Below are 25,100 nucleotides of genomic sequence, written 5' to 3' on the forward strand. Positions count from 1 at the left end.
AAGGGAACACTGTGCCTGAGAAAATGCTCGCGGCCGTCCTGCACTCTCCCGGTGACATCCGCGTGGAGGAGGTGGCGAAGCCCGAGCCCGGTCCGGGCGAGGCGCTGGTCCGCGTCGACGCCTGCGGGGTGTGCGGTTCGGACGTCGCCCGCATGCTCGGCGCCGGCGCGCACCGCATGCCGATCATCTGCGGGCACGAGTTCGCCGGACGGGTCGTCGACGCGGGCCGCGAGGTGCGCGGGTTCTCCGAGGGCGACCTGGTCTCGGTACCGCCGCTGATCCCGTGCTTCGCCTGCGCGGAGTGCCAGCGCGGCCGGTTCAGCCTCTGCCTGGACTACGACTACTTCGGCAGCCGCCGGGACGGCGCCTACGCCGAGTACGTCACCGTCCCGGCGCGGAACCTGTTCCCGGTGCCGGAGCAGGTGCCCGCCGCGGCCGCGGCGATGCTCGACCCGGCGTCGATCGCCCTGCACGCGATCTGGCGGACCCGGCTCGGCGTCGGGCACCGGGTCGCGGTCCTCGGCGCCGGCCCGATCGGGCTGTTCGCCGTCCAGTGGGCGCGGCTCGCGGGCGCGTCGGACGTCCTGGCCGTCGACCTGAACGAGCGCAAGCTCGCGCAGGCGTCGGAGGCGGGCGCCACGCACGCCACCACCAGCGGCGAGGAGGCCCGCGACCTGGCGGGGGACGGATACGACGTGGTGATCGAGTCGGCCGGCACGCCGGTGACCGCCGACATGGCGGCGGCGCTGTGCGCCCGGCACGGCGAGGCGGTGTTCATCGGGATCCCGCACGCCCCGGTCGAGTTCGCCAAGGGGACCTTCAACGACTTCCTGCGCCGGGAGATCAGCCTGCACGGCGCGTGGAACTCCTTCTCGGCGCCGTTCCCCGGCGACGAGTGGCGGGCGGCGGCGGAGGCGTTCGCGTCCGGTGCGCTGCGCTGGAAGTTCATGATCACCCATGAGCTGGGCCTGAGGGCCCTGCCGGAGACCATGAAGCAGTTGGGGGAACGTTCCATTTTCAGTTCGAAGGTGCTCTTCCGGCCGGGGGAGCGGCCATGACCGCGCTGCTGTCGATCGATCTCGGCACCGAGGGCGCGCGCGTCGCGGTGTTCGCCGACGACGGGGCGGTCCTCGGCACCGGCCGCGACGTCTACGCCACCCGGTACCCGCGGCCCGGCTGGGCCGAGCAGGACCCGGAGGAGTGGTGGCGCGCCGTCGTGACCGCGACCCGCGCGGCGCTCGCCGAGGCGGGGGAGCCGGAGATCGCGGGAGTCGCGGTCGCCACCACCGCGTCCACCGTCGTCGTCCTCGACGACGCGGGCCGCCCCCTGCGCCCGGCGATCCTGTGGATGGACGCCCGCGCCGCCGAGGAGTCCGAGGCGACCGGCCGGACCGGCCACGACGTGCTGAAGTACGCGGGCGGCTCCGACGCCGTCGAGTGGCTGGTGCCCAAGGCGATGTGGCTGGCCGGGCACGAACCCGGCGTCTACCGGCGCGCCGCCCGCATCGTCGAGGCCGTCGACTACCTCACCTGGCGGCTCACCGGCACGTGGACGGCGTCGCAGATGAACGCCTGCTGCAAGTACAACCACGACCCGCGCGGAGGCGGGCACCCGCACGACCTGTACGCGCAGCTCGGCGTCCCCGACCTGGCCGCGAAGCTTCCGCCCGACGTACTCCGGGTCGGCGCGGCGGCGGGCGAGGTCACGGAGGCGACGCGCGGGGAGCTGGGGCTGCGCGGCCGGCCCGCCGTCGCGGTCGGCGGCATCGACGCGCACCTGTCGCTGCTGGCGACCGGGGGCCTGGAGCCGGGCCGGCTGTCGATCGTCTGCGGGACGTCCAACGCGTTCGTCGCCGAGGTCGACGCGCCCGTGTTCAGCCCGGCCGTCTGGGGCCCCTACCCGGACGCGCTGCGTCCCGGGCACTGGCTGGTCGAAGGCGGGCAGGTGTCGGCGGGCTCGGTGCTGCGCTGGACGAGCGAGGACCTCCTCGGCGTGAAGCGCGCGGACCTGCCCCGGCTGTGCGCCGAGGCCGAGCGGGTCCGGCCCGGGGAGCACGGACTGATCGTCCTCGACAACTTCATGGGCAACCGCACGCCGCTCCGCGACCCGGGGCTGCGCGGCGCGGTGCTCGGCCTGACGCTCGGCACCACCCCCGCGCAGGTCTACCGGGCCGCCGTGGAGGGCGTCGCGTACGGGACGCGGCAGGTGCTGGAGTCGTTCCTCACCGCCGGGGTCCCGGTGAAGGACATCTACGTCTCCGGCGGCGTCCGCCACAATCCGCTCTGGCTCAGGACCATGGCGGACGTGCTGGACCGCCCGCTGCTGCTCGTGGGCCGGCCCGGGGGCGCGGCCGACGCCGGCGACAACCTCACGCTGCGCGCCTGCGCGGTGCTCGCCGCGACCGTCACCGGCGCGCACCGCGGGCTCGCCGAGGCCGCCGAGGCGTTCGCGCCGGTCACGACACTGGTCGAGCCGGAGGGGCGAGCGGTGCACGGCGACGCCTACGACGTCGGCTACGACCTGTACCGGCGGGCCACCGCCGCCACCGGCGAGGTGTCGCACCTGCTCAGCCGCCCCCGCGAGGAGACCGGATGAACCCAGAAAACCCCGACTACGAGACGCTGCTCCTGCGCGTCGCCGAGATGTACTACGAGGGCGACCAGACGCAGGAGCAGATCGGCCGCAAACTTCACCTGACCCGCTGGAAGGTCGGGCGGCTCCTCGCCGAGGCCCGCACCGCCGGGATCGTCCGGATCGAGATCGTCCACCCCCGGCACCGGCTGCACGCGCGCGAGCGCGAGCTCAAGGAGCGCTACGGGCTGCGGGACGCGGTCGTGGTGCCGGTCGACGGCGCCGCCGGCGAGGTCGAGTCGCGCGACCGGGTCGCGGGCGCCGCCGCCCGCTACCTCGCCGACCTGACCCCGGCGCCGCGCAGCCTCGGCGTGTCGTGGGGCCGCACGCTGGACGCGGTCGCCGCGCACATCGCCCCCGGCTGGACGCGCGGCGTCCAGATCGTCCAGGTGAACGGCGGGCTCAGCCGGTCGCGCCGCCCCACCTCGGCGTCCGACATGGCCAGCCGGCTCGCGCACCACGGCGGCGGCACCGTCACGCTGCTGTCGGCGCCGGCGATCGTGGAGCAGGACTCGACGCGCGCCGCGCTGGAGAGCGACCGGTCGGTGGGGGGCGTCCTGGACCTGGCCAGGCAGTGCGGCGCGTTCCTGTTCAGCCCCGGCGCGCTGTCGCACGACTCCGTCCTCGTCGAATCGGGCTATCTGAGCTCCGCCGACGTCGACGCGCTCGCCGCGTCCGGCGGCGTCGGCGACGTGGTCGGCCGGTTCGTCGACGGCGCCGGACGGATCGTCTGGGACGAGCTCGACCAGCGGACGATCGGCATCACGATCGACGACCTGCGCGCGGGCGCGTGGTCGATCGCCGTCGTCGCGGGCGAGCGCAAGCACCGGGTGTGCCGGGCCGTCGTCGCCGGGGGGATCTGCAACGTCCTGGTGACCGACGACGCCACCGCCGCCCACCTGCTGGAGGAGGCCGCATGAGCGACTCGCCGCCGCTCCTGGAGATGAAGGGGATCGTCAAGCGCTTCCCCGGCACGGTCGCCTGCGACGGCGCGAACCTGTCGGTCCGCGCGGGCGAGGTCCACTGCCTGCTCGGCGAGAACGGCGCCGGCAAGAGCACGCTGATGAAGATCCTCGCCGGCTCCTACCGGCCCGACGACGGGGAGATCCTGCTCTCGGGCACGCCGCTGCGCGCCACCGGCCCGCAGGACGGCATCGCCGCCGGGATCAGCGTCATCTACCAGGAACTCGACCTCGCGCCCGACCTGACCGTCGCGCAGAACCTGTTCCTCGGGCGCGCGCCCGCGCGCGGCCCGTTCGTGCGGCGCCAGGCCCGCGCCGCCGCGGCGGCCGGCGTCGTCCGCCGTGTCGGCGGGACCTTCTCGCCCGCCGACCGGGTGGGCGATCTGCCGATCGCGGCGCAGCAGCTCACCGCGGTCGCCAGGGCGCTGACGATGGACGCCAAGGTCATCGTGATGGACGAGCCGTCCGCGACGCTGGGCGAGCGCGATCTGGAGGCCGTGTTCGAGGTCATCCGCGGACTGGCCGCCGAAGGCCGCGCCATCATCTACATCTCGCACCGGCTGGACGAGGTGTCGCAGATCGGCGACCGCGCCACCGTCATGCGCGACGGCCGCGACGTCGGCGTGTTCGACCTCGCCGCCACGACCCACGACCGGCTCGTCGCGGCGATGATCGGCGAATCGCGCGACCTGGTCCGCCGCGTGGACCGCCCCGCGCCGTCGGGAGCGCCCCGGCTGGTCGTCGAGCACGCCCGCGTCGGCGACGTCCTCGACGTGTCCGGCATCGACGTGCGGCCCGGCGAGATCGTGGGGCTGGCGGGCCTGGCCGGCGCGGGGCGGACCACGCTGCTCAACGCCCTGTTCGGCGTCGTCCGCGCGGACGTCCGCGCCCGCCTGGACGGGAGGCCGCTGCCGGTGGCCGGGCCCCGCACCGCCGTCCGGGGCGGTCTCGCGCTCGTCCCCGAGAGCCGCAAGGAGCAGGGACTGTTCCTCGGCCTCGGCGTCTCCCGCAACGCCGCCATGAGCGCGCTGCGCCCGCTGGCGCCGCGCTCGCGCGGCCGCCGGGCGACCGCGCCCGTCCTCGCCGGCCTCGGCGTCAAGCACGCCTCCGCCGACCAGCCCGTCGGCGAGCTGTCGGGCGGCAACCAGCAGAAGGTCGTGCTCGCCAAGTGGATCACGCGGGGCATGCGGGTGCTGCTGCTGGACGAACCCACCCGCGGCCTGGACATCGGCGCCAAGGCCGACCTCTACCGGCAGGTCCGGCGGCTCGCCGACGACGGCGTCGCCGTCCTGCTCGCGAGCAGCGAACTCGCCGAGCTCACCGCCCACGCCGACAGCATCTGGGTGCTGCACGAGGGCCGCAACATCGCGCGGTTCGACCCCCGCACCACCCCGGAGGCCGACATCGCCCACACCGTCATCACTGGAGCGACCCCATGAGCCAAACCGCCTCCAAGGCCCGGCCGACACTGGCCGGCATCGTGCCCCGGCGCCACGGCCTCGCCCTGCTGCGCAACGGAAACCTGCTCGTCGTCTTCCTGGTGCTGTGCGTGATCGCGTCGATCCTGGCACCGGAGTTCCTGACCACCCGCAACATCGCCAACCTGCTGCAGCAGTCGAGCCTCACCGGCATCGTGGCGATCGGCATGACGATGGTCATCCTCACCGCGGGCATCGACCTGTCGGTCGGCAGCACCGCCGCGTTCGCCGGGATGACGGTGGCCGTGCTGATGTCGGACGGGTGGCCGCCGGCGCTCGCCGTCCTGGTGTCGCTCGCGGCCGGCGCCGCGGCCGGGGCCGTCATGGGCGGGCTGTCGGCGTACCTGTCGCTGCCCAGCTTCATGACGACCCTCGCCGGCCTCACCAGCATCCGCGGCCTCACCTACCTGCTGACGGGCGGCACTCCGGCCGGCGGCGACCAGCCGGGCGGCTTCCAGCTCCTCGGCGGCGGATTCATCGGCCGCGTCCCGATCGTCGGCCTGATCTTCATCGCCGTCACGGTGCTCGCCTGGCTGCTGCTGCGCGGGACGACGTTCGGCGAGTACATCTACGCGGTCGGCAGCAACCGGGAGGCCGCCCGGCTGTCCGGCCTGCCCGTGCGGGCGGTGACCGTCGCGGTCTTCGCGATCTCCGGGCTGCTCGCCGCGTTCGCGGGCGTCCTGCTCACCTCCCGGCTGACCATCGGCCAGCCGACCGCCTTCAACGGCCTGGAACTCGACGCGATCGCCGCCGTGGTCCTCGGCGGGACCAACCTGTTCGGCGGGCGCGGCAACGTCTTCGGCACGTTCGTGGCGGTCCTGCTGCTGTCGGTGGTGAAGAACCTGTTCAACCTCGTCGGGCTGAGCTCGTTCTTCCAGATGGTCGTGACCGGCCTCATCGTGGTGGCGGCGCTCATCCTCAACCGGATCCTCGAGAACAGGGGTGCCCATGCCTGACACGACGACGGCCTTGGAGAGGACCGGCGAGCGGGACCTGCGCGCGTTCCTGCACGGCCTGCCCGCCGTGGACCGGACCGGGGCGGACGAGCGCGCGGCGCGGCTGGCGTCGCGGTCGATCAAGACGTCGGCGAAGGCGGCCGCGATCGACCTGGCGATCTCGATGGTGGACCTGACCACGCTGGAGGGCGCGGACACGGCGGGGAAGGTGCGGGCGATGTGCGCCAAGGCCGTCCGCCCCGACCCGGCCGACCCGTCCGCCCCGGGGGTCGCCGCCGTGTGCGTGTACCCGGACCTGGTGGAGGTGGCGGTGCGGGCGCTGCGCGGCAGCGGGGTCGGCGTGGCGAGCGTGGCGACGGCGTTCCCGTCGGGGCGGGCGCCGATGGAGGCCAAGCTGGCGGACACGCGGGCGGCGGTGGCGGCGGGCGCGGCCGAGATCGACATGGTGATCGACCGGGGCGCGTTCCTGTCCGGCGACTACGCCAAGGTGCGCGACGAGATCACCGCGGTCAAGGACGCGTGCGGTCCCGCGCACCTGAAGGTGATCCTGGAGACCGGCGAGCTGGCCACCTACGACAACGTGCGGCGGGCGTCCTGGCTGGCGATGCGGGCCGGGGCCGACTTCATCAAGACCTCGACGGGCAAGGTGTCGCCCGCGGCGACGCCACCGGTGACGCTGGTGATGCTGGAGGCCGTCCGCGACTACCGGGCCGCCACGGGGCGGCAGGTCGGGGTCAAGCCCGCGGGCGGGATCCGCACCACCAAGGACGCGATCAAGTACCTGGTGCTGGTGAACGAGACCGCGGGCCCGGACTGGCTGACGCCCGAGTGGTTCCGGCTCGGGGCCTCCTCGGTGCTGAACGACCTGCTGATGCAGCGCCGCAAGCTGGCCACCGGGGTGTACTCCGGTCCCGACTACTTCACCCTGGACTGAGCGATCATGACTGAGTTCGAGTTCGAGTACGCGCCGGCGCCCGAGTCCCGGTCCGTCGTCGACATCCGCGGCTCCTACGGGCTGTTCGTCGACGGTGAGTTCACCGACGGGGGCGGAGAGCCGTTCACGTCGGTGAACCCCGCCACGGAGGAGGTGCTCGCCGAGATCGCCGCCGCCGACGAGGCGGACGTGGACCGCGCGGTGGCGGCGGCGCGGCGGGCGTTCGAGACGGTGTGGGGGCCCATGCCCGGGGCGGAGCGGGCGAAGTACCTGTTCCGGATCGCCCGGCTGCTCCAGGAGCGGTCGCGGGAGCTGGCCGTGCTGGAGTCGATCGACAACGGCAAGCCGATCCGCGAGTCCCGCGACGTCGACGTCCCGCTCGCCGCCGCGCACTTCTTCTACAACGCGGGCTGGGCCGACAAGCTCGGCCACGCGGGCTTCGGCCCGGATCCGCGCCCGATCGGCGTCGCGGCCCAGGTGATCCCTTGGAACTTCCCGCTGCTGATGCTGGCCTGGAAGATCGCTCCCGCCCTCGCCTGCGGCAACACCGTCGTCCTCAAACCGGCCGAGACCACCCCGCTGACGGCGCTGCTGTTCGCCGACATCTGCCGCCAGGCCGACCTGCCGCCCGGCGTCGTCAACATCGTCACCGGCGCCGGCGAGACGGGACGGCTGCTGGCGGGGCACCGCGGCGTCGACAAGGTCGCCTTCACCGGCTCCACCGACGTCGGCCGGCAGATCGCCCGCCAGGTCGCGGGCACGCCCAAGCGGCTGACCCTGGAACTCGGCGGGAAGGCCGCCAACATCGTCTTCGACGACGCGCCGATCGATCAGGCGGTCGAGGGCGTCGTGAACGGGATCTTCTTCAACCAGGGCCACGTGTGCTGTGCCGGCTCCCGCCTGCTGGTGCAGGAGTCGGTCGCGGGCGAACTCCTGGAGCGGCTGAAGGCGCGGATGGCGACGCTGCGGGTCGGCGACCCCCTCGACAAGAACACCGACGTCGGCGCGATCAACTCCGCCGCCCAGCTCGCCAGGATCCAGCGGCTCGTCGCGGCGGGCGAGGCGGAGGGCGCCGAGCGCTGGGCGCCGGCCTGCGAGCTCCCCGGCCGCGGCTACTGGTTCCCGCCCACGGTCTTCACCAGCGTCGCGTCCTCGCACCGGATCGCGCAGGAGGAGATCTTCGGGCCCGTCCTGTCGGTGCTGACCTTCCGCACGCCCGACGAAGCGATCACCAAGGCCAACAACACTCCCTACGGGCTGTCGGCGGGGATCTGGACCGACAAGGGCTCGCGGATCCTGTGGACGGCGCAGCGGCTGCGGGCCGGGGTGGTGTGGGCCAACACCTTCAACAAGTTCGACCCCGCCTCGCCGTTCGGCGGTTACAAGGAATCCGGATACGGCCGCGAAGGCGGACGTCACGGGCTGGAGGCCTACCTCGATGTCTGACCGTCTCACCGTTCGCAAGACCTACAAGCTGTACGTCGCCGGGGCGTTCCCCCGGTCCGAATCCGGCAGGACCTACGTGGTGAACGACGCCAAGGGCGCCTTCGCGGCCAATGCCGCGAAGGCGTCCCGCAAGGACGTCCGCGACGCGGTCGCGGCGGCCCGCAAGGCCCAGCCCGGCTGGGCGGCCCGCACCGCCCACAACCGCGGCCAGATCCTCTACCGCATCGCCGAAGTCCTGGAAGGCCGCCACGGCCAGTTCACCGCCGAACTCCGCCAGGCCGGGCTGACCAAGGCCGACGCGGCCGCCCATCTGGACGCCGCCATCGACCGCTGGGTCTGGTACGCCGGATGGGCCGACAAACTGACCGCCGTCGCCGGCGCCGCCAATCCCGTCTCCGGCCCGTTCTTCAACTTCTCCACCCCGGAGCCCACCGGAGTGGTCGCCGTCGTCGCCCCCGGCGACCCCCTCCTCGGCCTGGTCTCGGTGATCGCCCCGGCGATCGTGTCCGGCAACACCGCCGTCGTCCTGGCCTCCGAGTCCGCCCCGCTGCCGGCGATCACCCTCGCCGAGGTCCTCGCCACCGGCGACCTGCCCGGCGGGGTGGTCAACATCCTCACCGGCCACCACGCCGAGCTGGCCCCCTGGCTGGCGTCCCACATGGACGTCAACGCCATCGACCTCGCCGGCGCCGGCCCCGACGAGGCCGGCGAACTCGAACGAGCCGCCGCCGGCAATCTCAAACGCGTCCTGCGCCCGGCCGCCACCGACTGGACCGCCGCCCCCGGCGTCGACCGCATGACCGCCTTCCTGGAGACCAAGACCGTCTGGCACCCCGTCGGCATCTGATCCGCCGCCTTCAGGGCCCGCGCCGGGCGAGACCGTCCTTCAGCCGTTCTCCCGGTCCCGGCGCTCTGCCTCTCGGGCGATGCCCTGGGCCAGCCCGGCCACGTCGTCGAGGTCGTCCAGGGTGAGGCACTCGTCGCGCCAATCGGTGAGCGCGCCCGCGGTCAGAGTGTCGAACTTGCCGAGCACCGCGTCCCGCCGAAGGGGGCGTGCCGGGGAGCCCAAGGCGTCCACCACGCGCCGGGAGACCCGTCCGGAGGGCGTTTCGACCGTCACGCGGGCCGCCCAGTGGTCGGGGAGGAGGGCGTCCAGGGCCGGGTCCGGAACGAGCGTCACGGCCGGGACCCCGTCGGCGACGCGGGCCCGGCGGAACGTCGACACGTCCTCGGGGGCGCCGGAGAGGGCGGCGGCGACCGCGAACGCCGCTCCGGCGGACGCCTCGGCCGGGCCCGGCGCCTCCCTGTCCGCGTTGACGAACGACATCAGGCCGGACGGGAGCGCCACCTCGACGCGGGCGGCGTCCCGGGCGTCCAGCGCGAGCAGCGCGTCGATCACGGCGTGCAGCGGACGGGCGCACGGATACGGTTTGAAGCCGCAGCGCTCCAGGTGGACGCCCCCGGCGGGGGAGGCCGGCGCGGGGGGCCGGGCGAGGGCGAGTGCGGCCGGGCGGTCCAGCAGGTCCGGGCTGCCCGTCGCCCCGGCGCGGGCCAGGTACGCCGCCTCGACGCCGTCGGCGGCGGCCTTGCCGGGGAGCAGGTAGTGGGCCTCGCCGAAGCGGCCGGACGAGAGCAGCCCGCCGAGACCGGCCGCCGCCACCGCGAGCGCCGAGGCGGTCCGCTCCCCGTCCAGATCCAGCAGGACGGCGGTCGCGGCGGCGGCGCCGATCGGGCCGAACAGGGCCGTCGGCCACCAGCCGGACGCGTACAGCGCGGCGCCGCCGAACCGCAGGCCGGCCTCCACCACCGCCTCGTAGCCGGCGAGCACCGCGTCGACGACCGCCGCGCCGGGCAGCCCCTCGTGCTCGGCGACCAGCAGTGCGGCCGGGACGACGACCGCCGCCGGGACGACGGCGGCTCCGGCGTGCAGCGCGTCGAACTCGTCCAGGTGCGCCTGCGCCGACCAGCGCAGCACGCGCTCGCGCAGGGAGTCGCCGAAGTGCCGGGCGGGCGGTCCGGCGACGGGGTGCGTGGCGCCGGAGACCACGCACCCCATCGTGTCCAGGACGTGCAGGGCCGCGAGCCGGCGGGCGTCCGGCGCCGCCGCCCGGGGAGCCCGCGCGGCCCGCGCGGCGAGGTCGCCGAGCGTGCTCACAGGCGGGGGAGGACGTCGCCGCCGACCGCCTCGATGAGGTCGTGCGGCGGGTCGTAGGAGCCGACGTGCTGGAGGAACACGCCCGACGCTCCCGCCGCGAACGTCTCGCGGAGCCGGGCCGCGACCTCCTCGGCGGTGCCGACCAGGCAGAAGGCGCGGGCGAAGGCGACCGCGTCGTCGTCGGACACCCAGCGGCCGGCGACCTCGACGGCGCGGTCCCAGTCCTCGGCGTGCCCGATGTCCGGGTAGACCTCGTCGATCCGGTCGGGAACGCGGAGGCGGATCCCCGCGAGGGCGAGGAAGGGGGCGCCGCCGTTCTGCGCGATCGACGCGCAGATGGGCTTCAGTTTCCGGGCGGAGGCGAGGACGTCGTCGGTGACCTCGCAGAACGCCGACACCGTCAGCGGCACGTCGCCGGACCTTCCGGCCTCCCGCGCGCCCTCGCGGACCTGCGCCGCCGCGGCGGCGAGCGTCTCGGGCGAGACGCCGCTGAGCAGGACGACGCCGTCCGCGACGGCCCCCGCCAGCCGCAGGTTGCGCGGCCCGCTCGCGGCGAGGTGGACGGGAACGGACGGCGCCGGGTCGCGCAGCCGCGACCGCACCGGTCCGTAGTCCCACTCCTCTCCGGCGAGCAGCGCCCGCAGCTGGGCGAGCCCCTCCCGCAGTTCCGCGCGGGTGCTGGCGTGCAGCCCGATCGGCACGACGGAGCTGTTCCCGACGCCGAGGCCGAGCGTGAACCGTCCGGGCGCCAGCTCGGCGACGGTCCGCGCCGCGGAGGCCACCACGGACGGGTGCCGGGTCGCGACGTTGGTGACCGCCGTGCCGAGCCCGATCCGCTCGGTGCGCAGCGCGGTCACCGACAGGACGGAGAAGACGTCCCGCCACAGCAGCTGCGAGTCGGGGAACCATACCTCGTCGAACCCCAGCGTCTCGGCCCTGGCCGCGACGGACGCGAGCCGGTCCGGACGGTCGCAGGCCGGGACGCGGATGCCGACCCTCACCGCGCCTCCCCGAGGAAGTCCAGGTTGAGGCGGTTGAAGCGGTCGGCGTGCTCGTGCTGGGGCCAGTGCCCGCACTCGCCGAAGATCTCCAGCCGGGAGCCGGGGATGCTGTCGTTCATCCGGTGCGCCTCCGGGACGTCGCCGAAGGGGTTCTGCGCGCCCCACACGATCAGCGTGGGCGCGGCGATCCTCCCCATCTGCGCGGCGGTGAGGAGGTCGGGCTCGCGGTTCTCCATCTCCTGGAGGCAGAGCAGGTTGTCGACCCGCTTGACGAACTCGGGCCGGTGGTAGATCGCGTGCCGGACTTCGACCAGTTCCTCGGACACGTTCTTCGCCGGGTCGTGCATGAGGAGGTGGAGGCGCTCGCGGGTGAGGTCGATGTCGTCCTCGGCGACGGCCTTGCGGGTGCTGGTCTTGATGCGCTCCATGACCTGGGGGTTGGCGACGGTCCCGCCGGGGGCGACGAGCGTGAGCCGGCCGACGCGGTCGGGGTGGTCGGCGGCGAGCCGGCCCGCGACCCAGCCGCCCAGCGACTCGCCGACGAAGTGGGCGCGGTCGATGCCGCAGGCGTCCAGGTAGGCGAGGACGTGGTCGACGTAGCGGGGGATGCGGTACGGCTCGTCCACGCCGTCGGTGTAGCCGTGCCCGACCATGTCGACGGCGTGGCAGGCGTACCGTTCGGCGTGCGCAGGGATGTTGCGGACGAACGCCTCCAGGTGGCCGCTGGTGCCGTGGAGGAACACGACGGCCTCGCCCGCCCCGGCCTGGAGGGCCCGGGTGCGGACGCCGCCCGCGTCGACGAAGCGGACGGCGTGGTCGACGCCCGTGAGGTCGGTCCAGATGCTCATGCTTTCTCCTTCGTTGCTGCGGGCTCGACGACGGCGACGCCCATTCCGGTGAGCCATTGCGGGACGGCGGCGTAGGCGAGGGTCTCGCCGCGCGCGCCGGGGCCGAGGGCGGCGAGCATGGCGATCCAGGAGCGGATCTCCTGCGCGCCGTTGCCGGCCTCCTCGTCGATGTCGGCGGTGGTCCGGTCGAGGACGGGGCCGAGGTCGCCGCGCTCGACGAGGTCCAGGAACGCGGCGTCGAACGCGGGGTTGAGGTCGGCCTCGGCGGCGCGGATGATCTGCCGCCGCCGGATCTCGTAGTCGCCCCACGATCCGCGCCCGTTCAGCCACGCCTCGACCAGGAAGCGGTCGTCGTCGGAGAGGGTCTCGAACCACTTCGGCCACGGCAGCCGGTGCGACAGCCCGCCCGACGCGACGACGGCGACGCGCTTGCCGGCGCCGTCGGAGGCGATGGCGCGGCCGAGCGCCGCGCCGAGATCGTGGCAGCGCCGCAGGGACGGCAGCGGCGGCGCGAACATGTTGATCACGATCGGGACGATCGGGACGTCGAGGCCCGGCACCAGGTGCTGGAGCCCGTGGGTGATGCCGTGGTCGACGGTGAGCCGCAGGGAGAACGCCGGGTCGAACCCGTCGCCGACGAGGGACGCGGTCAGATGGCGCGCCAGGTCCGTGTCGGCGGGCAGCGGCCCGCCGGGCGTCCCGGCCTCGCCGGCTCCGAGGACCTCGCCGACGCCGATGGTGAACGCGGGCATCAGGTCGAGGAAGAACCCGCGGAAGTGGTTCGACCCGATGATCACGACGGCGTCGGGGGCGGCGGCGCGCAGCCGCTCGGCGGCGCGTTCCAGCCCGTCGCGGAAGCGGTGGGCGTCCTCCAGGTGGTCGACCTTGGCCCAGTCGGTGTTCATCAGCGTGCTGTGGGAGGCGCCCACGCCGAGCACGATGTCGCTCATCAGATCCTCCAACGCGGGGCGGACGGCGCGACGGCCCGCCCCGTTCTCGGGGTGGTCGTCGCGGGCCGCCCGCGGAGGGCGCCGGGAACGCGGGTCAGGGCCGCTCGGCCGCGAGTCCTCTCAGCAGGATCTCGAGCCCCGCGTGGAACTGCCGGTCCGTGGGGAGCCAGGCCAGCTCCGGAGACAGCTCGATCATGTTCGGGAACTCGCCGGCCGGCAGCGCCGAATAGAAGTGGGCCCGCTGCCTGCGCAGTTCGGCGGCGTCCTCGCCGTCCCCTCCCCAGGGACGCGGCATCTGGTAGGCGGCGAAGCCGAGCGTGTACGTCAGCAGGAGCCCGTAGACGCGGACGGCGTCCGCCGGGGGCAGGCCGCTCTCCCGGAGCCGCGCCAGGACGCGTTCGAACGCGCCGCCCAGCGAGTCGCGGCTCGCCGTGGTCCGGGTGGACAGCAGCCGGACCACGCTCGGGTGCTCCCGCATCATGGACAGGAGCCCCTCGGCGATGCGGCGCGCCTCGGTGACGGGGTCGTGTCCGACCTCCTCGGGAAGCCGCAGGTTGCCGAGCACCTGGTCCGCCATCCCGTCGAGGATGTCGTCCTTGTTCTTGAAGTGCCGGTACAGGGCCATCGTGCTGAAGCCGAGCTCGCTCGCGAGACGCCGCATGGTCAGCCCGTCGAGGCTCTCCCTGTCGCCGATCGCGATGGCGGCGTCCACGATGTCCCGTGCCGTCAGCGCCTTGTCCGTCCGGCGTCCTCGGGGCGGTGGCCGCCGTGTCGTCACTCTTCGCTCCGTCTCGCCCAAGGTCTCGAACTCTCCTCCACTCGATCTTCTCCCGGATCACAGGCCCACGTCCGCCGTTGTCCGGGTGCAGGTGTTGATCGTGGTGCGCATCACGTGGCGGGTGAGGCGGTGCATCTCCCTGAGGTCGACCACGTTCATCCCCATGGGGAAGTCGACGGGCAGCGGCGCCCCCGCGCCCGCCCTGGCCATGCCGATCCGCGCCGTGGGCAGGCCGCGGCCCCGCAGGATGTTGGCGTCGGTGGCGCCGCTGTTGCCGAGGATCGGCTCGTGCGCCCGCCCCTCCTCGGCCTCCCACGCCTCGATCGACGCGCGGACGATCCACGAGCCGGGGTCGGTGGCCGTCCCGGGGATCGCGAGGGTCATGTCCCAGCCGATCTCCAGCCGCGGGTGCGCGGCGGCGATCCGCGCGATGGCGCGGCCGAACTCGCGCTTGACGCTCATCGGCGTGGACGCCGGTGACGTGCGCAGGTCCAGGACGAACCTGCACGAGGCGGGGGAGACGGCCGGCATCCGCATGAAACCGCCCTCGATCGCGCCGATGTTGCCCTGCGGGGCGACCGTCCCGGACGTGTGCCGGGCGGTGTACTCGGCGAACCACTCCTCCAGCGCCGCGGCGACGGCGCCGGCGCCGAGGATCGCGTTGCGGTAGTCGATGCGGTGGCGGCTGCCCGCGTAGGAGTAGGTGCCGCCGACGGTGACCTCGAACCAGCACAGGCCCACCTCGTCCCACGAGACGGCCCATCCGGGCTTGGCGATCAGCGCGTAGTCGGCCCAGACGCCCTGCTCCAGCATGAACGAGGCGCCGTTGCCCTGGCCCGCGTTGTACCGGCGGACGTGGGGGGCGGTGCGCTTGTTCGTCGGCATCCCGCCCGCGCCCAGCCCGAGGACGACGTCGCCGCGCAGCGGCGTGCCGGCCCGGTGCAGGATCTCGAGCGCGGCGACGAGGCACGCCGCGTGCCCCTTCGGGTTGCTCGCGCCGAGGCCGATGACGTAGTCGCCCTCCCGGACCGGTTCCGGGAGCATGTCGTAGCGCAGCGTCGTGCCGACCCGGGGCAGGTCCTCCTCGGGGTCTCCCGTCGTCAGCGTGTCGATCGGGGCGTAGAGGAGGAGGTCGGGGCCCGTCCCGTCGCCGTGGAGCCGGGCGACGGCGTTGCCCTGGGCGTCGTCGATCGGCTGGTAGGCGGCGTCGATCCCGGAGGCGGCGAGGGTGGAGACCGCCCAGCGGGCCAGTTCGCCCTCCTCGCCGGTGGGGCTCGGGATGCCGGTCATGCCGGTGATGAGCTCGGCGAGGCGCTCGGGGTCGATGAGCCTCTCGGCGTCCCGCAGCAGGGCCAGACGTGCGTCGTCCAGCGCCGTCATACGGATTCCTCCTTGTCGTGGGTGAGTCGTTCGGCGGCGCGTTCGGCGAGTCCGGCGGCGGCGTCGAGCTTCCAGGCGTTGCCGGGCAGGGGGTGCCCGTGCCTGGTGAGCTCGGCGTCCACGGCGTCGCGGAGCGCGGCGGGGGAGAACGGCCTTCCGTCGAGGGCGCGCTCGGCGCCGGCGGGACGCCACGGCGTCGGGGCCAGTGCGCCGAACACGATCCGGCAGTCGTCCCACCGCTCGGCCGACCGGCTGGACGCGGCGACGGACACCACCGCGAAGTCGCCCTGCCAGAGCGCGAGCTTCTCGAACACGCAGGGCCGGCCCGGTTCGGGGATCCGGACGGCGACGACCAGGTCCGTCTGCTTCAGGGCCGTCTCCCCAGGACCCGTGTAGAGCTCGCCGATGGGGATGCGGCGCCCGTCCGACAACTCGACGGCGGCGTCCAGTGCCGCCAGCACCGTCGCCAGGTCGGACGGCGTGACCGCCTGGCAGCGGTGCCCGTCGACGGCCGCGTGGTAGAAGCGGTGGTCGCCGAGGATCGCGTAGCAGGGGCTGGAGGCGCCGTTGCGCTTGTAGCAGGGGAACCCGTTGCGGAAGAACCAGCAGCGCTTGGCCTGGAGCAGGTTCCCCGCGACCGTCGCCGCGTTCCTGACCTGCGGCGACGCGATGGAGTCGGCGGCCTCCGCCAGCGCCGGGATCGACTCGGCGAACCGGGCGGACAGCTCGGCCAGGGTGACGGCCGCGCCGATGACCGCGGTCCCGTCCGGTTCCTCGGTGATGTCGCGCAGGCCCGGAAGCAGCGCGGTGGAGACGAGGCGTTCCGGCGCGGCCAGCCGCTGCCGGCGCTGGAGCAGCACGTCGGTGCCCCCGCCGATCGCGGTCCCCTCCCGCAGCGCGGCGCCCGCCTCCGCCAGGCTCTCCGGACGGACGATCTCGGCGATGTCCGGGACGGGCGGCGCCAGGTCCGGGTACCGGCCCTGCCGGCCGAAGCGCGTCCCCCAGCGGTGCAGCAGCGCGTGGACGCCGCGCGGGTAACCGGCCCGCATCAGCGCGATCCACCAGCGCGACGGGCGCCGCCGCAGCCGGTGGTCGCGGACCCGGCCCTCCTTCTCCGCCAGCGCCCGCAGCACCTTGTCCGGGGTGATCGGCAGGTCGCGGATGCGGACGCCGACCGCGTCGTGGACGGCGTTCGCGATCGCCGCGCCCGGCGGGACGATCGGGATCTCGCCGACGCTCTTGGCGCCGTACGGCCCCGCGTCGTCGTGCCCCTCGACGATGAACGGCCGGACCCGCGGGACGTCGGCGGCGCGCGGCAGCGCATAGTTGATGTAGGCGGGGTTGACGACGCGCCCCTCGGTGCGGATCAGCTCCTCGCCGAGCGCGGCGCCGATCCCGTGCACGGCCCCGCCGATGATCTGGCCCTCGACCATGACGGGGTTGATGGCCCGCCCGACGTCGTGCGCGGCGACGTAGTCGAGCACGGTGACCTCGCCGGTCCGGACGTCGACCTCGACCTCGGCCCCGTGCGCGGCGAAGGAGTAGGTGGGCGACAGGTTGGCCCTGTCCTCGCCGGGCGTGATCGTCTCGGTCCCCTCCAGCTCGTAGCGGGACTCCAGGCTGAGGCCGCCGTGCGCGCCGGCCAGGTCGCCGAAGCCGATCGCGCCGCCGTCGTGGCGGGCCGCGCCGTCGCGCAGCTCGACGTCTCCGGGGGCGCAGCCGAGCTTGTCGGCCGCCAGCTCGCGCAGCCGGCGGGCCATCTCCCGGGCGGCCTGGCCCGTGGCCGTCCCCGACATGTGCGTGGCGCGCGAGGACCAGGCGCCGAGGTCCAGCGGCGTCAGCTCGCCGTCCATCGACAGCACGTCGACGTCCTCGGGGGCGACGCCGAGCTCCTCCGCGGCGATCTGCGCGAGGATCGTCTTCTGGCCGGTGCCCGCGTCCGACCCGCCGAACCGGACGCGCACGCGACCCTCGCCGTCGACGTCCACGCCCGCCTCGCTGATGTTCGCCAGCGGATAGGCGTAGGCGCCCGACCCGTGTGCCGCGCCGGACACGCCGACGCCGCGGCCGTAGGTCCGCGCGGCCCGCTTGGCGTCCCAGTCCAGCTCCCGGCGGACGGTCTCCAGGCAGTCGACGAGCCGCGCCGTCGTGAGGCGGTACCCGCACAGCGTCTCGGTGCCCGGCTCGACGGCGTTGCGGACCCGCAGGTCGATGGGGTCCATCCCGAGCCGCTCGGCGATCTCGTCGAGCTGGGACTCCATGGCGAGCGCGACCTGCGGCGTCCCGTAGCCGCGGTACTGCCCGCCGGGCTGCGTGGCGGTGTCGACGAGCCGCGCGTCGTACCGGACGCCGTCCGCCCGGTACACCGACCCCAGGGCGATGACGCCGACGCGCATCACCGACGAGCCCATGTGGGAGTAGGCGCCGTTGTCGACGTTCAGCTCGGTCTCGAACGCCCGCAGGTTCCCGTCCGCGTCGGCGTAGGTGCGCAGCCGCGTCTCGAAGCGGTGCCGGGGCTTGTTGGAGGCGAACTCCTCCTCCCGCGTCAGCGAGATCAGCACGGGGGTCCCGGTCCTGCGGGCCAGCGCCGCGGCGAGGATCTCGTGCTCGGACGCCTTCGACTTGGAGCCGAAGCTCCCGCCGGTGGCGACCTCGCGGCAGACCACCTGCCGGTGCTCCAGCCCCAGCAGGTGCGAGACCTCCTTGGCGACGAAGTAGGGCGCGTGCGTGGAGGTCCACAGCTCCATCACCTCGCGGTCGGCGTCCCACCGGGCGAGCGTGACGTTGGGCTCCATGCAGGCGTGCGCGACGCTCGGGTAGACGAAGTCGCCCTCGACCATCACGTCCGAGGCCGCGATCCCGGCGTCCGGGTCGCCCCACACGCTGTTCCAGCGGATCGCGACGTTGCGTTCGGACGGGCGCTCGTGGAGCGCGCGGGAACGCGGCGCGAGGGCCTCGGCGATGGTGAGCGGCGCCCGGAGCGGCCGGATGCGCAGCCGGATCGCGGCGACCGCCGCCCTGGCCTGTTCCGGGGTGTCGGCCGCGACGGCCGCGATCTCCTGCCCGACGTAGCGCACCACGCCCGCCGCGAGGGGCGGCCGGTCGGACATGTGCCCGCCGCGGTGCAGGTAGGTGATGCCGGCCGGGAAGTCGTCGGCGGTGATGACGCCGCGCACCCCCGGCATCCGCAGCGCGCGGGCGGCGTCCAGACGGGTGATCCGGCCGTGGGGGACGGGGGAGCGCAGCACCGCGGCGTGCAGGTGCGGCGGCCCGGTGAGGTCGTTGACGTAGGGGACGCGCCCGAGGGACCGGTCCTGCCAGTCCAGCGGCCGGACGCTGCGCCCGATCCGTTCGGTCATCGCGACTCCCCCCGTGCCTCCGCCCGGGCGCGGGACGTCGCGCACACCGCCTCGACGATCGCCGCGTAGCCGGTGCACCGGCAGATGTTGCCGGACAGTTCCGCCCGCACCCGGGCCCGCGCCCGCTCCGTGTCGGCGGGGAGGCCGGCGCGGAGCAGGGCGGTGGCGTGGACGACCTGGCCGGGCGTGCAGAAGCCGCACTGGAACGCGCCCAGGTCGGCGAACGCCGCGCGCAGGTCCGCGGACTCCTCCGCGAGGCCCTCCGCCGTCGTGACCTCGCCGTCGACCAGTTCGACGGGCGTCACGCAGGACAGCCGGGGGCGCCCGGCGACGAGCACGGTGCAGGCGCCGCACTCGCCGCGCTCGCACGCGAGCTTGACGGACGTCGCTCCGAACCGGTCCCGCAGGACGGTGGCGAGGACGGTCCCGGGAGGCGCGGCGGCGTCGCCGGTCTCCCCGTTGACGGTGATGTTCATGAAGGACCCCTGACGGAGGAGGTGCGGACGGGACGGGTGCTACTCCAGGTCGGCCTCGGTGAGATCGCCCGAGTCGGTCTTGTCGAACGGCCGGGTCTCGATGTTGACCACGCTGGGGGTGTCCTTCCCGTCGAGCTTGCCGACCATCGTCTGGAGCGCCGTGGCGCCCCACTTCTTCGGCTGGAGCGCGATCTCGTAGCCGACCCGCCCGTCGCGCACCATCGCGAGCGTGGAGGGGATGCCGTCGAAGCCCGTCACGGTGATCTGGCCGGTCTTCCCCGCCTCGTTGATCGCCTGCACGACCCCGGTGAGGAAGTCGTCGAGGTTGGCGTAGACGACCTTGGCGTCCGGGACCGCCGACAGCGACGCCTTGGCGGCCTTGAGCCCCTCCTCGGAGGTGAGGGCGGAGACGTTGACCTCGTGGGCGACCGACATGCCGGGGCAGTCCGCCGAGCCGACGACGGCCTTGTAGGCCTTCGTCATCTCCTGGACGTAGGGCGCCGCGGACGGCCCCTTGATCATGATGATCTTGCCCTTGCCGACGTTCTTGCAGGTCCACTGGGCGATCTGGGTACCGGACCTGCCCCAGTCGTTGCCGATGTAGGACGCGCGGCCGGCCTTGTCCTCGACGTCGCGGGCGACGGTCATGACCGGGATGTGCGCGGCCTTCGCCGCGTTGAGCGGCGCGACCACGGCCTTGGCGTCGATCGCGGAGACGAGGATGCCGTCCACGCCCTTCGCGATGAGGTCGTTGATGTCGTTGGCCTGCTTCAGCGGGTCGCCGCCGGCGTCGGTGAAGACCACCTTGACGCCGAGCTTCTTGGCCTCCGCCTGGATGCCCTTCTGGATCCCGGCGTACAGGGCGATCCTGGGGGCGGCGAAGCTCACGCCGATGGTCTTCCCGCCCTTCTCGGACGCGTCCGAGCCGGTGCAGCCGGTGGCGGCCAGGCCGGCACACAGCGCCGCCGCGGTGATCCCGCGAAGTCGGGTCATGCGCATGGTGGGTCTCCTCTTGCGGGTTTCGGTGAAGGCGGGGGGCAGGGCGCGGTCAGGTGACGGTGGCCTCGGCCGGGGCGTCCGCGACGCTCGAACGCGGCGGTGCCTCCTTTCTCCCGGTGCGCAGGCGGGAGAACCGGCGCAGCAACTCGGCCGACATCGCGAGGATGAACACGATCCCGACCGCGACCTCCTGCCAGGCGTCGCCGACGCCGTTGAGGTTGAGGCCGTTCTGGATCACGGAGATGACCAGGACGCCGAGCAGGGTCCGCCACATCGCGGCCCGCCCGCCGTGCAGGGCGCTGCCGCCGAGCACGACCGCGGCGACCGAGAACAGTTCGAGTCCCTCGCCGACGGTCGGCTGCGCCGACTGCAGCCGGGCGGTCGTCGCCATGCCCGCCACGGCCGCGAACGCCCCGGCGAGCACGAAGGTGGCGACGATCGTCCGCTCGACGCGCAGGCCCGCGAGCCGTGCCGCCTCCCGGTTGCCGCCGCTGGACAGCACGCGCAGCCCGAACGGGCTGACGCTCAGCAGGAACGCCGAGACGGCGAAGCAGACGATCATCAGCCAGACGATCCACGGGACGCCCAGCGGGCGCCCGACGCCGAACCCGGCGATGCTCGCGGGCAGCCCGCCGACCGACTCGGCGTGGGTGAGGATGAGCGTGACGCCCACCCCGATCACCGACGTGCCCAGCGTGATCATGAACGGGTGGACCTTGAGCGCGATCACGAGCAGCCCGTTGAGCAGCCCGAACACGATGCCCGACAGCACCGCCGCGGCGAGGCCGAGCGCGATGCTCTGCGTCTCCCGCATGACGATCGCGCCGACCGCGCCGTGCAGCGCGACCTGCGCGCCGACCGACAGGTCGAACCCGCCGCCGGCGATGACGAAGGTCTGCCCGAACGCGACGATCGCGAGGATCGCCATCGAGCTGAGGACGTTGAGGATGTTGCCGCTGCTGAGGAACGAGTCCGTCGAGAACGTCAGGACGACGGCGAGGACGACCAGCAGCAGCGGGACGAACGCGTCCTCCAGCGCGGGGGCGGTTCTCTTCATGAGGCAAGACCTTCCGGGTGTTCGCCGAGGCACGCCGTCATCAGTTCGGCGTGCGTGACGTCGGCCGTGAGTTCGGCGACCAGGCGTCCCCGCCGGAACGCCAGGTAGCGGTCGGTGATGGAGCGGAACTCCTCGCTCTCCAGCGCCACGACCACGACGCAGCCGCGCTCGTCGGCGAACGCGCGGAGCTGGCGCAGCACGTGCTCCTTCGCCCCGATGTCGATGCCGTGCGTGGGCTCCTCCACGACCAGGACCCGGGCGCCCGCCGCGAGCCACCGCGCGATGAGGACCTTCTGCTGGTTGCCGCCGGAGAGCAGCCCGGCGGGGAAGGCCGGGTCGGCCGGGCGGACGTCGAGGTCCGCGATCAGCCGGAGCGCCGTGGCGCGCATTCTGCGCCGGTCCAGGGCGCCGAACCGGCTGAACGCCCGCACGTCGCCGAGCGCGATGTTCCGCTCGATGCTGAGCAGCGGCTGCACGCCGTCGCGCTTGCGCTCCTCGGGCACGAACCCGATCGCGGCGGCGGCGGCCGCGACGCGGTCGAGCGGCCTGACCCGCCGCCCGCCGACCGTGACCTCGGCGCGCTCGCGCCCGGGCGGCCGGCCCGCCCCGGCGAGGGTGCGCGCGAAGCGGCCCGCGCCGGAGCCGAGGAGGCCGGTCATCGTGACGACCTCGCGATGCCGCAGGTCCAGCTCGGGCGCGCCCGGCAGGTCCGCGTGCACGAGGACGTCGCCGGGCTCGTGCGGCTCGCGGTCCGGCGCGTTGGCGAGGGTCCGGCCCGCGACCAGCTCGACCAGCCCGTGCGGGGTGGCCTCGCCGCGGCCGAGGCGGGCGACGATCCGGCCGTCCCGCAGCGCCGTGATCCGGTCGCAGAGCAGGCGGACCTCGTCGAGGTCGTGGCTGACGAACAGGACCGCGAGGCCGTCGCCGGCGAGCCGCCGCACCAGCTCGGTGATGAGCCTGGACTGCCGCGGTTCGAGCGCCGCCGTGGGCTCGTCCAGGATCAGCAGCTTCGGCCGTGCGCGCAGCGCCCGCGCCACCTGCAGCAGCTTCTTCTCGGCGAGGTCCAGGGCGCCCGCCCGGCGCCCCGGTTCGAGGTCGACGCCGAGCGTGCCGAGCAGCTCCGCCGCCTCGGCGTGGTCGGCGCGGCGGTCCCGCAGCAGCCCGCCGCGCCGGTTCGGGGCGGCCACGACGATGTTGTCGGCGACCGTCAGCTCGGGGAACAGCTGCGTCTCCTGGTGGACGACGGTGATGCCCGCGCGTTCCGCCTGCGCGGGCGTCGCGTTGCCGACCCGGCGGCCCTCGACCTCCAGGCGCCCGCCGTCCGGCGCGTACGCGCCGCACAGGACCTTGATGAGGGTGGACTTGCCGGCGCCGTTGGATCCGATCAGCCCGTGGACCTCCCCGGCCATGAGGTCGAGGTCCACCCCGTCCAGCGCGGTGAAGGGGCCGAACCGCTTGGTGACGCCGTGCGCGGCGACGGCCGGCGCCGTCACGAGGCGGGCTCCGTCCGCACCGCCGTTCCGGTGCCGCGGACGAACGCGGCGAGGACGCGGCGCCGCACCGGCGGGAAGCCGAGGACGGCCGCCGGCAGGACGGCAAGGATGATCAGGATTCGCATCGGGTGGCCTCCACAGGTGCGAGCCGGGGGTCGGTGGGGCGGGAGTCGGCGGGGCGGGGGGCGAGCAGGAAGTCCCGGGCGAGCCGGGCGTAGTCGCGGGGCCGCTCCTCCTGGGGGTGGTGCGCGGTGTCCGGCAGCACCTCCAGGGCGGCGGCGGGCAGCGCCGCGGCCAGGCGGGCCGCGTAGCCGGCGTCCGCGAACGGGTCGGCGGCGCCCCACAGCAGCAGGACGGGGGCGGCCACCTCCGGCAGCAGCGGACCGAGATCCTCGGGCCGGCCGCGCGCGTCGGCATCCGTTCCAAGTGTAAGAGCGGTCTTGGAGACGCTGTTACGGAACCTTTCGGCGACAGTTTTCTCCGGAATCATTGCGGGATCGTTCCACTCGTAATCACTGATGAGGTCGCGCATCTTGTCCGGCGTCGGCCCCTCCCCGCCGTAGTAGGCCGCGCGGATCTCCGCTCCGCTCGCTCCGGGAGCGCCGCCGAGGTCGGCGGGGCGGCTGCCGGTGAGGACGATGCGGCCGACGCGGTCCGGGCGGCGTGCCGCGATCAGCAGCGCGACCGCCCCGCCGAGCGACTGGCAGACGAAGTCGGCGCGCCGGATCCCCAGGTCGTCCAGGAGGGCCATGACGTACCGCGCGTGGAAGGAGAACAGCGGCCGGTCGGCCCGGGGCGCCTCCGAGTCGCCGTACTGCGGCAGGTCCACCAGGACGAGCCGGCGGCCGGGCAGCTCCGGCACGAGGGCGGCGAAGTCGGTCCAGGCGGAGCAGCCGGGGCCGCCGCCGTGCAGCAGGACGGTGGGCGCGCCCTCGCCGGTCGTGCGGACCCGCAGCGCGGCGCCGAGCACGGTGTGCCGGGTTCCGGCGATCGATGCGGTCATGGAGTGTTCTCCGGTTCTCCCGGCCTCCGGGGCGGAGGCTCCGAGCGGCCTTTCGAGCAGGGCCGCGCTCCGAGAAAGTCGAGCTGAGGCCACGAATAACGAGTGATGCGTACTATGTACACTACTTAGGTCCTGAGTCAATGCCCGGACGCGGACCGCGTCTCAGAGATCCAGCACCAGCCGGTCCGAGAGGCAGCGCGAGACGCACGGCATCATCGTCGCCCCGGCCTCCCGCTCCGCATCGGTCAGCAGGCCGTCGCGATGGTCCGCGACACCCGCCAGGACGGGCGTTTCGCAGCTTCCGCAGATGCCCTCGCGGCACGCGTTCGGGATCTGGACGCCGGCCTGCTCCAGCGCGTCCATCACCGTCTCGTAGGCGCCGACCTCGACGGTCACCCCGGACCGCGCGCACTCCACCTCGAAGGCGGCGTCCTCGCCGTCCAGCACCTGGTCGCGCGCCGCGGCGAACCGCTCGACGTGCAGGCTCCCGTCCGGCCACGCCTCGCACCGCCGCTCCACCGCCGCGATCAGGCCCTCGGGCCCGCAGCAGTAGACCGCCGTGCCCGGCTCGGGCGCGCCGAGCAGCGCGTCGAGGTCCGGACGGCCGTCGCTGTCCTCGGGAACGATCGTCACGGCGTCCCCGTACCGGGCGAGTTCGGGCAGGAACGCCATCGAGTTCCGGCTCCGCCCCCCGTAGACCAGGCGCCAGGAGGCGCCGCGGCCCGCCACCTGAGCGATCATCGGGAGCAGCGGCGTGATCCCGATGCCGCCCGCCAGGAACAGGTAGCGCTGCGCGTCCCCCAGGGGGAACCGGTTGCGCGGACCGCGCACCCGCACCGTGCGGCCGGGCCGCAACTCCTCGTGCACGTAGGCCGAGCCGCCCCGTCCGCCGGGCTCGTACAGGACGGCGATCCGGTAGGCGCCGGTCCCGCCGGGCGCTCCGCACAGCGAGTACTGGCGGACCCATTTTCCGAGGTCGAGCTCCAGATGGGCTCCCGGCTCCCACGGCGGCAACGGCGCGCCGCCGGGGGCGGTCAGCGTGACCGACAGGACCCCGTCCGCCTCCCAGGTCATCGAGCGGACGATCAGCTCGCGTTCGTTCTCCACCATGGCGCGTACTATGTACGGTACTTTGCACACCCGTCAAGGGGCGGGGTTGACAGGGCAGAACTCGCCGTACAAAGTACGTAACA

General features: G+C 74.0%; 22 protein-coding genes. 8 read left to right on the forward strand and 14 right to left on the reverse strand.

All coding sequences use genetic code 11. The features are described from left to right. The first annotated feature begins 11 nt into the window (after positions 1 to 11). Genes ACQEU6_RS03140 through ACQEU6_RS03175 form a run of 8 tightly spaced genes read left to right on the forward strand, consistent with a single transcriptional unit; the run spans position 12 to position 9,255 of the window. Positions 12 to 1,058 (forward strand): galactitol-1-phosphate 5-dehydrogenase, encoded by a 1,047-nt coding sequence (locus ACQEU6_RS03140; protein ID WP_499329057.1) that lies wholly within the window; start codon positions 12 to 14, stop codon positions 1,056 to 1,058. Further along, positions 1,055 to 2,596, forward strand: coding sequence for an FGGY-family carbohydrate kinase (locus ACQEU6_RS03145; RefSeq protein WP_499329058.1), 1,542 nt, complete (start codon positions 1,055 to 1,057; stop codon positions 2,594 to 2,596). Before ACQEU6_RS03140 ends, ACQEU6_RS03145 begins: the two co-directional genes overlap by 4 nt. Further along, positions 2,593 to 3,552: a sugar-binding transcriptional regulator gene (locus tag ACQEU6_RS03150; protein ID WP_499329059.1), complete on the forward strand. Its 960-nt coding sequence runs from the start codon at positions 2,593 to 2,595 to the stop codon at positions 3,550 to 3,552. Before ACQEU6_RS03145 ends, ACQEU6_RS03150 begins: the two co-directional genes overlap by 4 nt. Further along, positions 3,549 to 5,033 (forward strand): sugar ABC transporter ATP-binding protein, encoded by a 1,485-nt coding sequence (locus ACQEU6_RS03155; protein ID WP_499329060.1) that lies wholly within the window; start codon positions 3,549 to 3,551, stop codon positions 5,031 to 5,033. The genes ACQEU6_RS03150 and ACQEU6_RS03155 overlap by 4 nt, the downstream gene beginning before the upstream one ends. Then, positions 5,030 to 6,028, forward strand: a complete 999-nt coding sequence (locus ACQEU6_RS03160; protein ID WP_499329061.1) for an ABC transporter permease — start codon at positions 5,030 to 5,032, stop codon at positions 6,026 to 6,028. Before ACQEU6_RS03155 ends, ACQEU6_RS03160 begins: the two co-directional genes overlap by 4 nt. Continuing rightward, a complete protein-coding gene (deoC, locus tag ACQEU6_RS03165) occupies positions 6,021 to 6,962 on the forward strand; it encodes a deoxyribose-phosphate aldolase (protein WP_499329062.1) in 942 nt (313 codons plus the stop codon). Before ACQEU6_RS03160 ends, deoC begins: the two co-directional genes overlap by 8 nt. 6 nt (positions 6,963 to 6,968) lie before the next feature. Continuing rightward, a complete protein-coding gene (locus ACQEU6_RS03170; protein WP_499329063.1) occupies positions 6,969 to 8,408 on the forward strand; it encodes an aldehyde dehydrogenase family protein in 1,440 nt (479 codons plus the stop codon). After that, positions 8,401 to 9,255, forward strand: a complete 855-nt coding sequence (locus tag ACQEU6_RS03175) for an aldehyde dehydrogenase family protein (RefSeq protein ID WP_499329064.1) — start codon at positions 8,401 to 8,403, stop codon at positions 9,253 to 9,255. Before ACQEU6_RS03170 ends, ACQEU6_RS03175 begins: the two co-directional genes overlap by 8 nt. Before the next feature lie 39 nt (positions 9,256 to 9,294). Here ACQEU6_RS03175 and ACQEU6_RS03180 read toward each other — a convergent pair whose 3' ends face one another. The 14 genes from ACQEU6_RS03180 to ACQEU6_RS03245 form a co-directional block, all read right to left on the reverse strand. Then, complete coding sequence (locus tag ACQEU6_RS03180) at positions 9,295 to 10,563, reverse strand: MmgE/PrpD family protein (protein ID WP_499329065.1); 1,269 nt, start codon at positions 10,561 to 10,563, stop codon at positions 9,295 to 9,297. After that, the gene (locus ACQEU6_RS03185; protein WP_499329066.1) at positions 10,560 to 11,564 is read right to left on the reverse strand and encodes an LLM class flavin-dependent oxidoreductase; all 1,005 of its coding nucleotides are present in this window, start codon (positions 11,562 to 11,564) and stop codon (positions 10,560 to 10,562) included. The genes ACQEU6_RS03180 and ACQEU6_RS03185 overlap by 4 nt, the downstream gene beginning before the upstream one ends. Then, complete coding sequence (locus ACQEU6_RS03190) at positions 11,561 to 12,412, reverse strand: alpha/beta fold hydrolase (protein WP_499329067.1); 852 nt, start codon at positions 12,410 to 12,412, stop codon at positions 11,561 to 11,563. The genes ACQEU6_RS03185 and ACQEU6_RS03190 overlap by 4 nt, the downstream gene beginning before the upstream one ends. Continuing rightward, positions 12,409 to 13,362: a DODA-type extradiol aromatic ring-opening family dioxygenase gene (locus tag ACQEU6_RS03195; protein ID WP_499329068.1), complete on the reverse strand. Its 954-nt coding sequence runs from the start codon at positions 13,360 to 13,362 to the stop codon at positions 12,409 to 12,411. The genes ACQEU6_RS03190 and ACQEU6_RS03195 overlap by 4 nt, the downstream gene beginning before the upstream one ends. A gap of 94 nt (positions 13,363 to 13,456) precedes the next feature. Further along, positions 13,457 to 14,140: a TetR/AcrR family transcriptional regulator gene (locus tag ACQEU6_RS03200; RefSeq protein ID WP_499329069.1), complete on the reverse strand. Its 684-nt coding sequence runs from the start codon at positions 14,138 to 14,140 to the stop codon at positions 13,457 to 13,459. A 57-nt stretch (positions 14,141 to 14,197) separates the two neighbouring features. Continuing rightward, positions 14,198 to 15,520 carry a M20 family metallopeptidase gene (locus ACQEU6_RS03205; RefSeq protein ID WP_499329070.1) on the reverse strand — a complete coding sequence of 441 codons (1,323 nt, stop codon included), beginning with the start codon at positions 15,518 to 15,520 and terminating at the stop codon, positions 14,198 to 14,200. Continuing rightward, positions 15,517 to 18,879 (reverse strand): molybdopterin cofactor-binding domain-containing protein, encoded by a 3,363-nt coding sequence (locus ACQEU6_RS03210; protein WP_499329071.1) that lies wholly within the window; start codon positions 18,877 to 18,879, stop codon positions 15,517 to 15,519. Before ACQEU6_RS03210 ends, ACQEU6_RS03205 begins: the two co-directional genes overlap by 4 nt. Continuing rightward, entirely contained in the window at positions 18,876 to 19,355 is a 480-nt protein-coding gene (locus ACQEU6_RS03215) for a (2Fe-2S)-binding protein (RefSeq protein WP_499329072.1), read from the reverse strand. Before ACQEU6_RS03215 ends, ACQEU6_RS03210 begins: the two co-directional genes overlap by 4 nt. 39 nt (positions 19,356 to 19,394) lie before the next feature. Then, complete coding sequence (locus ACQEU6_RS03220) at positions 19,395 to 20,354, reverse strand: substrate-binding domain-containing protein (RefSeq protein ID WP_499329073.1); 960 nt, start codon at positions 20,352 to 20,354, stop codon at positions 19,395 to 19,397. Between the two features lie 49 nt (positions 20,355 to 20,403). Further along, positions 20,404 to 21,411, reverse strand: coding sequence for an ABC transporter permease (locus ACQEU6_RS03225; protein ID WP_499329074.1), 1,008 nt, complete (start codon positions 21,409 to 21,411; stop codon positions 20,404 to 20,406). Further along, the gene (locus ACQEU6_RS03230) at positions 21,408 to 22,904 is read right to left on the reverse strand and encodes a sugar ABC transporter ATP-binding protein (protein WP_499329075.1); all 1,497 of its coding nucleotides are present in this window, start codon (positions 22,902 to 22,904) and stop codon (positions 21,408 to 21,410) included. The genes ACQEU6_RS03225 and ACQEU6_RS03230 overlap by 4 nt, the downstream gene beginning before the upstream one ends. Further along, positions 22,901 to 23,029: a hypothetical protein gene (locus ACQEU6_RS03235; RefSeq protein ID WP_499329076.1), complete on the reverse strand. Its 129-nt coding sequence runs from the start codon at positions 23,027 to 23,029 to the stop codon at positions 22,901 to 22,903. Before ACQEU6_RS03235 ends, ACQEU6_RS03230 begins: the two co-directional genes overlap by 4 nt. Then, the gene (locus ACQEU6_RS03240) at positions 23,017 to 23,907 is read right to left on the reverse strand and encodes an alpha/beta fold hydrolase (protein WP_499329077.1); all 891 of its coding nucleotides are present in this window, start codon (positions 23,905 to 23,907) and stop codon (positions 23,017 to 23,019) included. The genes ACQEU6_RS03235 and ACQEU6_RS03240 overlap by 13 nt, the downstream gene beginning before the upstream one ends. Before the next feature lie 162 nt (positions 23,908 to 24,069). Further along, on the reverse strand, positions 24,070 to 25,017 hold the full coding sequence (locus tag ACQEU6_RS03245; RefSeq protein ID WP_499329078.1) for a PDR/VanB family oxidoreductase: 948 nt from the start codon (positions 25,015 to 25,017) through the stop codon (positions 24,070 to 24,072). Between the last annotated feature and the right edge of the window lie 83 nt (positions 25,018 to 25,100).

Source organism: Spirillospora sp. CA-108201 (genome assembly GCF_050936235.1).
Lineage (GTDB): Bacteria > Actinomycetota > Actinomycetes > Streptosporangiales > Streptosporangiaceae > Spirillospora.